The sequence below is a fragment of the Streptomyces djakartensis genome (assembly GCF_014651075.1).
Classification (GTDB): Bacteria; Actinomycetota; Actinomycetes; order Streptomycetales; family Streptomycetaceae; genus Streptomyces; species Streptomyces djakartensis.
On record NZ_BMWE01000008.1, the window covers coordinates 63,443 to 77,140 of the forward strand.

The 13,698-nt window shown below is 71.3% G+C and carries 10 protein-coding genes; 6 read left to right on the top strand and 4 right to left on the bottom strand.

What is annotated here, in order from left to right; genetic code table 11:
• Nucleotides 1–19: 19 nt before the first annotated feature.
• Both IE212_RS15435 and IE212_RS15440 read left to right on the top strand, forming a co-directional pair.
• Complete coding sequence (locus IE212_RS15435) at nt 20–1,138, top strand: ADP-ribosylglycohydrolase family protein (RefSeq protein ID WP_190198405.1); 1,119 nt, start codon at nt 20–22, stop codon at nt 1,136–1,138.
• A 258-nt stretch (nt 1,139–1,396) separates the two neighbouring features.
• Entirely contained in the window at nt 1,397–2,698 is a 1,302-nt protein-coding gene (locus IE212_RS15440) for a phytase (protein ID WP_190198406.1), read from the top strand.
• A gap of 88 nt (nt 2,699–2,786) precedes the next feature.
• On the opposite strand, the gene IE212_RS15445 is transcribed toward IE212_RS15440, so the two are convergent.
• Nucleotides 2,787–4,358 (bottom strand): sodium:solute symporter family protein, encoded by a 1,572-nt coding sequence (locus IE212_RS15445; protein WP_190198407.1) that lies wholly within the window; start codon nt 4,356–4,358, stop codon nt 2,787–2,789.
• 161 nt (nt 4,359–4,519) lie between these two features.
• On the bottom strand, nt 4,520–5,305 hold the full coding sequence (locus tag IE212_RS15450; RefSeq protein ID WP_190198408.1) for an SDR family oxidoreductase: 786 nt from the start codon (nt 5,303–5,305) through the stop codon (nt 4,520–4,522).
• Nucleotides 5,306–5,383: 78 nt separating this feature from the next.
• Here IE212_RS15450 and IE212_RS15455 point away from each other — a divergent pair, with 78 nt between their 5' ends.
• Nucleotides 5,384–6,223 carry a hypothetical protein gene (locus IE212_RS15455; protein ID WP_190198409.1) on the top strand — a complete coding sequence of 280 codons (840 nt, stop codon included), beginning with the start codon at nt 5,384–5,386 and terminating at the stop codon, nt 6,221–6,223.
• A gap of 15 nt (nt 6,224–6,238) precedes the next feature.
• Here IE212_RS15455 and IE212_RS15460 read toward each other — a convergent pair whose 3' ends face one another.
• Nucleotides 6,239–8,065 carry a DUF8823 domain-containing protein gene (locus IE212_RS15460; RefSeq protein ID WP_190198410.1) on the bottom strand — a complete coding sequence of 609 codons (1,827 nt, stop codon included), beginning with the start codon at nt 8,063–8,065 and terminating at the stop codon, nt 6,239–6,241.
• Nucleotides 8,066–8,228: 163 nt separating this feature from the next.
• Nucleotides 8,229–11,219: a D-alanyl-D-alanine carboxypeptidase gene (locus tag IE212_RS15465; protein WP_229864342.1), complete on the bottom strand. Its 2,991-nt coding sequence runs from the start codon at nt 11,217–11,219 to the stop codon at nt 8,229–8,231.
• Between the two features lie 236 nt (nt 11,220–11,455).
• On the opposite strand from IE212_RS15465, the gene IE212_RS15470 reads away from it, so the two are divergent.
• From IE212_RS15470 to IE212_RS15480, 3 genes are all read left to right on the top strand, one after another.
• Nucleotides 11,456–12,211: a GOLPH3/VPS74 family protein gene (locus IE212_RS15470; protein WP_190198412.1), complete on the top strand. Its 756-nt coding sequence runs from the start codon at nt 11,456–11,458 to the stop codon at nt 12,209–12,211.
• A 233-nt stretch (nt 12,212–12,444) separates the two neighbouring features.
• Complete coding sequence (locus IE212_RS15475) at nt 12,445–13,305, top strand: helix-turn-helix domain-containing protein (protein WP_190198413.1); 861 nt, start codon at nt 12,445–12,447, stop codon at nt 13,303–13,305.
• Nucleotides 13,306–13,501: 196 nt separating this feature from the next.
• Nucleotides 13,502–13,693, top strand: coding sequence for a DUF397 domain-containing protein (locus IE212_RS15480; protein WP_190198414.1), 192 nt, complete (start codon nt 13,502–13,504; stop codon nt 13,691–13,693).
• The last annotated feature ends 5 nt before the right edge of the window (nt 13,694–13,698 follow it).

Below are 13,698 nucleotides of genomic sequence, written 5' to 3' on the forward strand. Positions count from 1 at the left end.
CGGTCCCTGGGAGGTCAAGGTGGGTGCGACTGCCGGTGCCGTCTGGGGGCGTACGGAGCAGCAGGACTATCGCAGCCGGGTGCGCGGGACGGTGCTCGGCGTGGCCGTCGGGGACGCGCTGGGCGCGCCCGTCGACGCGCTGGGGATGGACGCGATACGGGAGGCGCACGGCGCGGACGGGCTCGTGGATCTCGCTCCCGCCTATGGCAGACGTGGTGCCGTCACGCATCTCACCCAGCTCAGCCTCTTCTCCGTCGACGGGCTGATACGCGCCCAGGTGCGGCGCGACACCGGCGCCTGGCATCCGCCCACCGACCTGCACCGGGCCTATCTGCGCTGGGCCGCCACCCAGCGGGACTGGGGGCCCGACCTGCGGCGCAAGGACGACGGGTGGCTCGCGCGGGAGGAGTGGCTGTACGCGCGGCGGGATCCCAGCCGCGCACTGCTGCTGGGGCTCGGGGACGAGACCATGGGGACCCCCGACGCGCCCAAGAACCCCGGGGAGCTCGGGCCGGAGGCCGCCGCCCGGTCCGCCCCGTTCGGGCTGCTCGTGGGGTGGGAGCCGCAGCTCGTCGCCCAGCTGGCGGTGGAGTGCGCGGCACAGACCCATGGGCACCCCACGGCCTGTCTGGCGGCCGGCGCGTACGCCGTGATCGTGCACGCGCTGGCGCTCGGGGAGAGCCCCGACGGTGCCGTGCAGCGAGCGCTCGCGCTGCTCGCGGCCTGGCCCGGACACCAGCCGGTGGCCGAAGCCCTCCAGCAGGCGCTGGGTGCCGTGCGGCAGGGGTTGCCCGGGCCCGAGCGTCTGGCCGAGCTGTGCGGGGACGGTACGGCGGAGAGACTCGTCGCGGCCGCCGTGTACTGCGCCCTCGTCGCCGCCGACATCCGGCACGGGCTGTGTCTCGCCGTCAACCACGACGGGCCGTCCGCCGCCACCGGCGCGCTGACGGGCGGCCTGCTCGGCGCCCTGCACGGCGAGACGGCCCTCCCTCCGGCCTGGCTGGCCGAGCTGGAGGGCCGTCCCACGATGCTGGAGCTGGCCGACGACTTCGCCATGGAGATGACCCAGGGGCCGGCCCTGCACGGCCCGGCGGTCTCCTCACCGGGCTGGCTGGCGCGGTACCCGCGGGGCGTCTGACCCACCCATTCCCAACAAGGGGTGGGCGTTGGAAGAATCTCCTCAGGGTCTCCTCAGGGATCTGTTCAAGAATCTGTTCGGGAATCTCTTCCGGCCCGGGGCCGCTCCCACTGCTCATTGTTTTGGCATGGCTGCGTCACCGCGTGGCGGTCGCCCCGTCACCTTCGGTGCTCAGGATCTGCACGGCCCGACGCGGGGGGCACCTCCCCGGCATCGCACCACCGGGCCTCGTCCGTTCATCCTCTTCGTGGAGGCACTGTGCGCAATCTGCGCGGGACACAGACGGCCGCGATCATCGTGGCCCTGACGGCCGTGGCGGTCCTGCCCACCTCGGCCCGGGCCGTCGACTCCGGGCTTGTGGGGCTGACCGCCACCACCGAGACCCCGGCGCTGTACGGCGACGACGCCGGCGGCAACGCCGACGCCGACGACCCGGCGATCTGGCGCAACACCGCCGACCCCGACGCCAGCCTGGTGATCGCCACCGCCAAGGAAGGCGGCCTGCGCGTGTACGACCTGGCCGGCAAGGAGGTGCAGTCGATCCCGGCGCCGCCCGCGCCCACGCCCGACGACAAGCCGGGCCGCTTCAACAACGTGGACCTGGTGTCCGGGTTCCCGCTGCCGACCGGCCGCGCCGATGTCGCCGTCGTCACCGACCGGGGCCGCGACCGCCTGCGGATCTACCGCATCACCCCGGGCGCCGCGCGGCCGCTGACGGACGTCACCGACCCGAACGCCCCGCTGGTCTTCTCCAAGACCCTGGACGAGGTCAACGACCAGACCACGCCCTACGGTCTGGCCACCTGGACGGACAAGGCCACCGGCCGCTCCTACGCGGTGGTCAGCCGGCGCAGCCGCACCCGGCTCGCCCTGCTGGAGCTGAGGACGACCGCCACCGGAGCCGTCACCTACCGGCAGGTGCGCACGTACGACCTGCCCGCCTCCTTCACCCTCCCCGACGGCACGTCCTGGGCTCCCTGCACCGAGCCCGGTGATCTCGCGCAGGTGGAGGGCATGGTCGTGGACCCGGTGAACAAGGTGCTCTACGCGGGCCAGGAGGACGTCGGCATCTGGCGGATGCCCGCCGACCTCGGCGGCAGGCCGAAGCTGATCGACAAGGTGCGGGAGTACGGCGTTCCGGCCACGTACGACGAGGCGGCCGAGGAGTGCGTCGCGGGCGCGGACCCCGGCTACGGCGGCACCCACCTGTCCGCCGACGTCGAGGGGCTGACCCTCCTCGACGAGGGCTCCGGTGACGGCTACCTGCTCGCCTCCAGCCAGGGCGACAACACCTTCGCCGCGTACGACCGCGAGGTGTCCGACGACAACGAGTACGAGGGCGGCTTCCGGATCACCGCCGGCACCGTCGACGGCTCGCAGGAGTGCGACGGCGCCGCCGTGCTGAACGCCCCCCTCGGCTCCCGCTACCCGAACGGCCTGCTCGTGGTGCAGGACGGGCACAACACCCCGGACGAGAGGGACGCGGACGGGGAGGTCCGCGACAACACCGACTTCAAGTTCGTCGACCTGGCCAAGGTCACCCGCGCGCTGGACGACTGAGGCCGTATCGCTCCCGTCGGACATGGGTGCCTCCGCCTGCTACGGCGGAGGCACCCACGCCATGGGGGCCGGCGGGTCGGTGATGGGGCTAGTCCTTCACTGTCGTGCGCACGGTGTCATCGACTCCGCCGCCCGCCGGGGTGGGGATCGCCGCCCCCACCCCGTCCCCGTCCGTGTTGATCTTCTCGATGAGCGCCAGCCGCTCCGGGGTGTCCTCCGGCCTGACGTAGCCGACGAGGACGTAGAGGACCAGGGACACCGCCAGCGGGATCGACACCTGGTACTGGAGCGGGACACCGCCCTCGACGTTCCAGTGGATCGGATAGTTGACCAGCCAGAACGCGAGCAGGCCCATCGACCAGCTGACCAGCGCCGCCGTCGGGCCGGAGCGGCGGAACGCCCGCAGCAGGCCCAGCATCATCGGGATGGCCATCGGGCCCATCAGGCCGGCCACCCACTTGATGACGACGGTGATGATGTCCTTGAACGCCGGGGAGTTGACCTGGGTCGCCGCCGCCATCGACAGGCCGAGGAAGACGACCGTCGCGATCCGGGCGACCCGCAGGCCCTGCCCCTGGGACCAGGTCCGTGCCCGCGCCCAGATCACCGGCGCGCAGTCCCGCGTGAACACCGCCGCGATGGCGTTGGCGTCCGAGGAGCACATGGCCATCGTGTGCGAGAAGAAGCCGACGATGACGAGGCCCAGCAGGCCGTGGGGCAGCAGCTGCTCGGTCATCAGCGCGTAGGAGTCGGAGCCGTCGGGCTTCTGCGACTCGACCAGCAGCGGCGACATCCACATCGGGAAGAACAGCACCAGCGGCCAGACCAGCCACAGGACCGCCGACAGCCGCGCGGACCGCTCGGCCTCCCTGGCGTTCGGCGTGGCCATGTAGCGCTGGGCCTGGTTGAGCATGCCGCCGTTGTACTCGAAGAGCTTGATGAAGAGGAAGGCGAGCAGGAACACCGTGCCGTACGGGCCGACCAGCGGTTTCTCGTGGCCCTGGAGTTCGGGTGAGTCCCAGACGCCGAAGAAGCCGCCGTGGTCGTCGAGCCGTACGACGACCGCGACGAACATCGCGACGCCCGCCAGCAACTGGATGATGAACTGGCCCAGTTCCGTCAGCGCGTCCGCCCACAGGCCGCCGATGGTGCAGTAGACCGCCGTGATGCCGCCGGTGACGAGGATGCCCTGGTTGAGGGAGATCCCGGTGAAGACCGACAGCAGCGTGGCGATCGCCGCCCACTTCGCGCCCACGTCCACGATCTTCAGCAGCATGCCGGACCAGGCCAGCGCCTGCTGTGTCCTGAGGTCGTAGCGGTTCTTCAGGTACTCCAGCGGGGAGGCCACATGGAGGCGTGAGCGCAGGCGGTTGATGCGCGGGGCGAACAGCTTCGACCCGATGGCGATGCCGAGGGCGATCGGGAAGGACCAGGTGACGAACGACGTGACGCCGTAGGTGTAGGCGATGCCCGCGTATCCGGTGAACATCACCGCGCTGTAGCCCGACATGTGGTGCGAGATGCCGGAGAGCCACCACGGCATCTTGCCGCCGGCGGTGAAGAAGTCGCTGACGTTGTCCACTCGCTTGTGCGACCAGACGCCGATCGCGACCATCACGGCGAAGTAGCCGATGAGCACGGCCCAGTCGAGACCGTTCATGAGTCCCCTTCCACGGTGCGCCGCCAGGGTCAGGCATGTGAACTCTGGTTTCGGTGATGTGCGCACGGCAAGGAAGAGGAAGGTCAAGAGACCGTAAAAAAGTTCGGTGAGATGACCTCAGTTCACGTACATAAACTGCAAGGTGTGGCTGGAAAACGTCCTCAGCGCATCAGCTCGCCCGCGTTGACCAGCAGCGACTGCCCGGTGATCGACCGCGCCCGGTCCGACGCCAGGAACACCGCCGCGTCCGCCACGTCCGCGTCCGTCGCCAACTCCGGCAGCGCCGTGCGATCCGTCAGCCTGCCCAGCACCTCCGCCTCCGACACGCCCTCCGACCGGGCCGCGAAGCGCACGTACGCCCGCACCGGCGGCCCCCACATCCAGCCCGGCAGCACGGTGTTGACCCGGATCCGGTACGGTCCCAGCTCCCGTGCGAGCGAGTACATCGCACTCGTCAGCGCCCCCTTGGACGCCGCGTACGCCGTCTGCCGCACCTGCGAGGGGGCCGCCACCGCCGACTGCGTCCCGATGAACACCACGGAGCCGCCGCCTTCCTTGAGCGACGGCAGACAGGCCCGGGTCATCCGCAGCGTGCCCAGCAGGTTCACGTCCAGCACGGAGCGCCAGGACTCGAAGTCCGCGTCCTGCAGCCCCCCGAAGTGACTGTCCAGGGCCGCCACGTGCACCACCGCGTCGATCCCCCCGAACCGCTCCCGCGCCAGCCCGGCCAGCGCCTCGCACTGGGCCTCGTCGGAGATGTCGGTCGCCCGGTACACCGTGCGGGCACCGTCCGGATCGAGCTCGGCCGCCGCCTTCGCCAGGTTCGCCTCGGTGCGGGCCCCGAGCACGGCACGGCCGCCCTCCCGAAGGGCGGCCGCCGCCACCTGCCGCCCCAGTCCGGCCCCCACCCCCGACACCACGACCGTCTTCCCCGCGAGCAGCGACATGGCTGGACCTCCGGACCTCTGGCGCATTATCTGACGGAGCGTCAGAGTATGAGCCAGCCGCCGACGAAGGGGAAGGCCATGAGCGAGGACACCCGCAGCGACCTGTACGCCGAACTGGCCTCCGTCGGCCCCTACGGCACCCGCCCCGGCCACGCCCTGATCACCATGGTCGAACCGCACCCGGGCCACGAGTACGCCTACAACCGCTGGTACGAGGACGACCACTACTACGCAGGCGCGATGGCCATGCCCTGGATGTACGCGGGCCGCCGCTGGGTGGCGACGAGGGACCTGCGACTCCTGCGCTACCCCGAGAGGTCGGCCGTCGCCCAGCCCGTCACCACGGGCTGCTACCTCTCCACGTACTGGATCACCGCCGGCCGCTACGACGACCACATGCGCTGGACGGTCGCCATCAACAAGCGCCTCAACCGCGACGCCCGCGTCTACCACGACCGCACGCACGTCCTCACGGCGTTCCAGGACCACGAGGCGACGGTGTACCGGGACGGCGCGGCGGGGCCGCGCGACGTCCACGCCCTCGACCATCCCTACGCCGGCCTGGTCCTCCAGGTCGTCGAGGCGGACGCGCCCGGGCGGCGGGCACCGCTGCTGGAGTGGCTGTGCACCCGCCACCTGCCCAGGCGCCTCGCGGGCTCCCCGGCGGCCATGGTGACCGTCTTCCGCCCGACCCCGCTTCCCGGTGACCGCATGACCTACGTCAAGCAGGTCGAGGGCGTCGACACCCGGCTGACCCTGCTGTGGTTCCTCCAGACGGACCCGAGGCAGTGCTGGGAGTCCCACTTCACGGGCCTGGACACGGCGGTGGCGGAGTCCGGGCTCGGCAGGGTCGAGCTGGTGGCGCCGTTCATCCCGACCGTGCCGGGCACGGACACGTACGTGGACCGGCTGCGCTGAGGGACGCCGCGCCGGTCAGCGCAGCTCCTCCGGGCACGGCGTCCCCCGCGGCAGCTGGTAGGGCGCGGCCAGCCGGTACGTGCCCGCCTTCGGCGCCACCAGTTGCGTCCACTTGTCACCGTGTGCGTCCTCCTCCGTCTCCGTGAGGCAGCCGTTGACGTTGACGTACGTCTTCGGCTCGTCCTCGGGACGGTTCCTGGACTCCGGCGTCTCCTGCGGCGGCTTCAGGCTCTTGCCCTCGGCGTCGACGATGCTCAGCCACGGCGAGTACGGGATGCGGACGAGAATCCGGCCCGCCTTCCTCACCCGAAGGATCATCTCGCCCTGCTCGGCCCGGTCGACGACCGCGTTCGGCTCGGCCAGCGGGGTGGGGGCGGTCACCTTGAACAGCTGCCAGTTGGCGTCGCCCCAGATCTGGTTCAGGTAGGGGAGCCCGCGCCGCACCAGCGCCCGCTCCCGCTGACCCCCGTCGCCGTCCGGCTCGTCCTTCGGCAGGACGACGTAGTGGACCGCCCAGCGCTTCAGCCACTCGTGGTAGTTCGCGGAGTTGAGCGTGTCGTCGTAGAAGAGGGGGTTGCGCTCCATGTCGGCCTGCCGGTTCCAGCCGCGGGCCAGGTTGACGTACGGCGCGAGGGCGGAGGCCTCCCGATGGGACCGGGCCGGGACGACCTCCACCCGGCCCTTCTCCGCCCCTACTTCCTGCAACTCGTTGACCAGCGGGGCCAGCCGGCGCGACCAGTTCGCCGCCGGGGCGGTGTGGATGATGTCGTCGACCGACTTGAAGCCGATCCACACGGTGAAACCGGCGAGGGCGACGACGACCGTGTACCACCTGCGGCTGCGCGGCACCGTGAACGGCAGCGCGGCGACCAGCGCGACCCCCGCGAACAGCATCGCCAGACGCGTGATGTTCGAACCGATCTGGGAGCTGACCAGCCACACCAGCACCACGCCCAGTCCGTAGACCGCGGCCGTCAGCCGGACCGTCTTCCAGTCCTGCGGCACCAGGACGTACACGATGACCGAGAACGCGAGCGGCAGGATCACCGAGCCGAACGACATCGGCTGCGTCCCCGAGAACGGGAACAGCCACGCCGACACCGCCACCACCGCGCTCGGCGCCAGCCCCAGCGCCCACGCGCCCGGCCGCCGCTTCTGCAGGAACAGCGCCACCGCGACCAGGCCCACGAACAGGCCGGCGACCGGCGACGACATGGTGGCCAGCGCGGCCAGTGGCGCCGCGCACAGGGCCTTCGCCCAGCGCTTGTAACGCCACCGGTACGGCCAGCAGAACACCACGGAGACCGCGCCCAGCGCGAACATCATGCCCAGACCGAACGTGACCCGCCCGGACACCGCGTTGCAGAACAGCCCGAACACGCCCGCCAGTGACGCCCAGAGCGGGTTGCGGACCGACCGGCTGCGCAGGAGGAGCAGGGTCAGCAGACCGGCCGAGACCGTTCCCGCGATCATCATCGTCGTCCGCACGCCGAGCAACGACATCAGGTACGGCGACACCACGCTGTACGACACCGGGTGCATGCCGCCGTACCAGGCGAGGTTGTACGCCGAGTCCGGGTGCCGGCCGACGAACTCGGCCCACGCGTCCTGCGCGGCCAGATCGCCGCCACTGTTCGCGAACGTGAAGAACCAGACGACGTGGAGAACTCCGGCCAGGCCGGTGACGGAGAGGACCGGGTGGCGCAGCACGCGCTCACGCAGGGTCAGCACAAGGCCCTGGGCGCGGTCCTCCAGCGGTGCGGGCAGGCGTATTCGCGGGCCGGCTACCGGGCTCCGGCCCGGATCGGCGTCGTCGGCGCGTGTCGGCTCCGCAGTGGCCACTCGAAGGCACTCCCCGTGTCCCGGTTTTCTGTTCTCGACGTCTCGTCCAGGACGTCCGGTCCGCGTCTTCCGCTTCCGGCCGTGTCCCGTTGGTCGGCGGTTCACGGCCGTGCGGCGGCCTGTCCGGTTCGTGACGCTAGCACGCGCGGGCCGGCGCCCCGGCTCAGCCGAGGCGCGTCAGCTTGTCGGCGAAGCCGGGCTCCACGAGGTCCTTCTGCAGAGCGACCGGTACCTTGACCGCACTGGTGGTGCCGTCACCGACGGTGAGGGTGCCCACCTTCGTACCGGCCTTCGCCTCGTGCGGCAGGTCGTTCGGGGCGAACGTCAGCTTGACGGACAGGCCCGCCCAGCCGACGGCCGTGACGTCCTCGGTGACGGCGACCGGTGTACGGCCGCCGAGACCGTCGTCCGCGTACCCGACGACGTCGCCCTTCTTCAGGATCGTCGCCGACTTCAGCGCGCCCTGCGCGGCCCGGATCAGCTGGTCACCCTCGTGGAGGGCGGCGCCCAGGATGGTGTTGTCGGGGCCGCCGGCCGGCTGGCGCACGACCGCGCCGATGATCCGGCGGGGCTCGCCGTCGACCTCCTTCCGCGCCGAGAAGACGAGGTTGCCGAGCGCGGAGGTGGTGGTGCCGGTCTTGATGCCGGTGACGTCGTTGTAGCCGACCAGACGGTTCCAGTTGTCGTGCTCGGTGCCCTTGTAGTCGACGTACGACATCATCGTCGCGACCTCGCGGAAGACCGGCTGCTGCATGGCGGCCTTGGCGAGCTTCACCTGGTCCACGGCCGTGGACACCGTGGTGTTGTTCAGGCCCGACGGGTCGGTGTACGTCGTGTTCTTCATGCCGAGGTCCTTGGCGGCGTCGTTCATCTTCCGCACGAACGCCTTCTCGGAACCGGCGTCCCAGCGGGCGAGCAGCCGGGCGACGTTGTTCGCGGACGCGATCAGGATGCTCTCCACGGCCTCCCGCTGAGTGATCTTGTCGCCCTTGGTGACGTCGACGGTGGACTCCTGGCCGGCGTCGGACTGGTCCTCGGCGGCCTGGTCGATCTCGATCTTCGGCCCGGCCTCACCGCTCTTCATCGGGTGATCGCGCAGGACCAGATAGGCGGTCATCACCTTGGCCACACTGGCGATCGGCACGGGCTTCTGCTCGCCGGACGACCCGAACGTGCCGATCCCCTGCACGTCCAGGGCGGCCTGGCCCTTGGCCGGCCAGGGAATGTCGACCTTGCCGCCCTCGAAGGTGTAGCTCTCCTCGGCGGTGAGGTCGAGGGTGGGCGTCGGCAGCGGGCGCACGCTCTGCGCGACCCCGAGGAGGACCACCAGCAGCAGCACCAGCGGCGTCCAGATCTTCACCCGCCGTACGGCCGTCCGCAGCGGGGTGTCCGGGGGCGGCGGGGTGTTCGTCAGCTCGGCCAGCAGGTCCAGCGGTGGCCTGGGCGGCAACGGCTGCTGCGTGGTGCGCTCGGGGCCGACGGCGGGCACGGGGGCGGTGGCGTCGGCGGGTGCGGCCTGCTCGGCCCGGGGGGCCGGGGCGGGGGTGGCCTGTCCGGTCTGTCCGGCCTCTGGGGTGGACGCCGGCTTGCGCGTCGACGGGTCGTCCAGCGGCTTGAGCGCGACGAACTTGCTGGTCCGCTCGGACTCTCTCTCGGGGGCGTCCTCGGCGCCCTTGACGTCCTTCGCGACCCCGCCGAACTTCAGCATGGTGGTCGGCTGGTCGACCGGCGGCCGCACGGCCTTGAAGACGGCGGTGGGCTGGTCGACGGGCGGTGCGGCGGGGCCGTCACCGTCGGAGTCGTCGTCCTCGCCGGTGCCGTCCGCATCGGCGGCCTTACCGGTGTCCGTGTCCGTGTCGGTGCCAGGGGCGTCGTCCTCGGCCTCAGGCCCGGCGGAGCCGGCGTCGGCGGCCCCGGGCTGCGGGGTCTCGTCCGTGCGGGCGTCCTCGCCGGCCTCGGAGTCGTCCTCGGAAGCGTCCTCACGGCCGGACGCGCCGGAACGGTCCGCCTCGGGCCCGTCGGCGTCCTCCCGCCCGCCACGGGCGCCCGCGCCGGTCTTCCCGGCCTGCGGCCGGTCCTCGGCGTCGCCTTCGTCCTCGTCGGCGTCGTCCGCGGCACCGGCCTCCCGGCCGTCCGCGCCGCTCTCGGCGTCCTTGGCGGCCTCAGCGGCCTCCTGGGCCTCCGTGTCGGCCGCCGCGGGCTCCTCCGGGCCTTCGGCCGTCTCCCGGCTCTCCTCGGCCTCCTGGGCCTCCGTGTCGGCCGCCGCGGGCTCCTCCGGGCCCTCGGCCGTCTCCCGGCTCTCCTCGGCCTCCTGGGCGCCTCCGTCGGCGCTGTCGGGCCGCTTGCCCCGGCCGTCCCGGCCGTCGGCTGCCGCGGACTCCTCGTCGCCCCGGTCAGCCGAGGTGACCCACGCGGCCACCGCGTCCCGCAGCCGCTCGTCACCGGCCCCGGGGACTCCGTCCCGCTCACCGGAGCCGGCAGCCTCGCCCGACTCGGCCCCGGAGGGCCCATCGGGCCGCTGGGCCTTTCCGGCCGCCGCTCCCGCGCCCCTGTCACCCGGCCCGGCGGCGGTGTCGCCGTCGGCCTCGCCCGCACTGCTGTCGGCGTCGGCGGCCGGGGTGTCCGAGTCGCTCTCGTCCCGCTCGGCGTCGGACGGGGTGTCCGCGTCGGCGTCTGCCCGCTCGGCGGCAGTTGTCACGTCGGAGTCGTTCTCGTCCCGCTCGGCGTCGGCCGACGCGTCCGCGTCGGCGTCTGCCCGCTCGGCGGCAGCTGTCACGTCCGAGTCGCTCTCGTCCCGCTCGACGTCGGCCGAGGCGTCCGTGTCGCCGTCTGCCCGTTCGGCGGCAGTTGTCACGTCCGAGTCGTTCTCGTCCCGCTCGGCGTCGGACGCCCGCTTCGCGGTGGGCGCCTCCTCCGTGGGTGTCTCGTCCGGGTCGTCGTCCGTCGTGGGGACGGACAGGACACGGGTCGCCGTGTCGACGCCACCGCGCGCCCCGGACTTCTCCGCGTCCCGGGCCACCGCGAGCCTCGGGTCACGCGGTTCGCGCGTGGACGAGGTTCCGCTCCGGGCCCCGGGAACCGGACCCTCACTCCCCGACGTCGGTTCTGCCGACGACTCGCGCTGCTTCGACCTGTCGGGGGACTCGCCCGCCACCGATGCCTCCTCCTCGCGCCGCACTGCCCGCGTGCGCGTAACGAACCGTGAACCGCCGCCCTGACACCGCTTTCCAGCGCTGTCCGAACCATGTACCAGTGTCCTGTGTGCGGGCTGGACCAATCCGGTAGACGAGAACGACATACCTACTGGTTCCACTACGAACCGGTCACGCACCCTCGACAGACCAATGTGAGAGGGGTCACCCTGTCATTCATCCACGCGGGGAGGCATGGATGGGCAGGAGCCGCAGAACACTTCCGGAAGAGCTTCTGTTGCTGGCACTGGACCCGACCACGGGTACCACTGCACAGCCGCAGTCGCTCGACCTCGGTCTGGCCGGAGCACAGCTAGTAGAGCTGGCGCTGGCCGGACGGATAGCCCCAGACGGGGATCGTATCGCCGTGGTCGTACCACGGCCGACAGGAGATCCAACTCTGGACTGCGCGTTGGAGTTGCTGCGAAGGCGCGGCGCTCCCGTACGGGCCGTCCACTGGATCGGCGGGCCACGACTGGGGCTCCGCCAGACCTACCTCTCGCATCTGGAGCGGTGCGGCATGGTGCACGCCGTGGCCGGCCAGATGTGCGGAGTGCTGCCGACGACTCGCTACCAGGCGACGGACACCGAGATCAGCCGGGAGATCAGGGCCCGGCTGGACTCCGCGATCCGCACCGGCGTCCCGCCGGACCCGCGGACCGCGGCGCTCGCCGCCCTGGCGCACGCGGTCGGCCTCGGCAAGCACCTGTACCCGGGCAACGAGGGCAGGTCCTCGAGGTCCCGGCTGCGGGACCTGATCAGGCACGACCCCATGGGCGGTCTCGTCGCGCACGCCGTGATGGACGTCCAGAACGGTGTGGCGGCCCAGCCGCGCCGCAGCCCGGCCCCACCCGGCCGCCAGGCCGCCGGCGGAGCCAGGCCCGTGACGGAGCCCGCCCGCGGTGTTCCGATGCAGCCACACCACGGAACCATGGCGCGTGCCGTGGCCCACTGAGCCGCGCCGCACCACCAGCACCGCACCACGCCCACGAACCCGGTCACGGGAGCCGCTGTCCGAGCGGGGCGGGGAGAGCACACGCTCTCCCCGCCCCGCTCGGCGTGCCCTGTCCGAACTGGCGTGGGCCCGCCGCATATCCACCGTTTCCCAGCGGTAGGTAGCACCTTGGTGGCAGTCTGCTCAACAGCAGATACGCAAAGTAGAGGCACGCAGCCGGAGGTGCACGTCCCGTGGCGTCCAATGTCAATCCCACCGTCAGGCGGCGCCGGCTCGGCCAGGAGCTGCGCAGGCTCCGTGAGGTCAAGGGCATGACGGCCGAAGAGGTCGCCGAGCGGCTGCTGGTGTCGCAGTCGAAGATCAGCCGGTTGGAGAACGGCCGGCGCAGCATCAGCCAGCGGGACGTCCGCGATCTGTGCGGGGTCTACGAGGTCGAGGACCAGCGGATCGTCGACTCGCTGATGCAGATGGCCAAGGACTCCCGCCAGCAGGGCTGGTGGCACGCCTTCGGGGACATCCCGTACAGCGTCTACATCGGCCTGGAGACGGACGCCGAGTCGCTGCGGGTGTACGAACCCCAGATCATCACCGGCCTGTTGCAGACGAGGGCGTACGCCGAGGCCATCATCCGGGGCGGTTCGCCCGAGGCGTCGGAGACGGACAACGACAAGCGCGTCGAGGTCCGGCTGCGCAGGCAGGGCCGGATCACCGCGGAGAAGGACCCGCTGCGGCTGTGGGTCGTCCTGGACGAGGCCTCCCTGCACCGGGTCGTCGGGAGCCGGCAGGTGATGCGCGAGCAGCTGGAGCACCTCATGGAGATGTCGCAGCTGCCCCACATCACCGTCCAGGTGCTGCCGTTCGAGGTCGGAGCACACGCCGGTATCAACGGCCAGTACTCGATCCTGGAGTTCGCCGACGCGGCCGACTCCAGCGTGGTGTACATCGAGGGCGTGACCAGCGACCTGTACCTGGAGAAGCCGCTCGACGTGCAGAAGTACACGGTGATGTACGAGCACCTGCGCGCCCAGTCGCTGAACGTGGACCAGTCGCGGCAGCTCGTCGAGCGCGTGGCGAAGGAGTACGCGCGCGGCTGACTCGCCGTCGGGTGAGTCTTCTGGTCGGGCAAAGGGCGGGATATTACACCCCTGGCACGCCTGGCTGGAAGTCTCACCTGGAATATGCCACCCGGTCGAGTGAATGACTGCTCTGGACGGGGATGTTGGCGAGTAGCGTCGATCACGCCAACCACCAGCACGGGTTGGCGTAAACGCAACTGGCTACGGAGCGAACATGGCAATTCGTCTGGGCGCCACGGAATCGTGGACGACGTCCTCCTACACCAACAACAACGGCGCCTGTGTGATGGTCAGGTCGACCGTCGAAGAGGCCCTGGAGCTCGGGGACACCAAGATCCCCGAGGGCCCCAAGCTGGCGTTCCCCGCGGGCGCGTGGAACGCCTTCGTGGCCTCGGTCAAGGTCTGAACCAC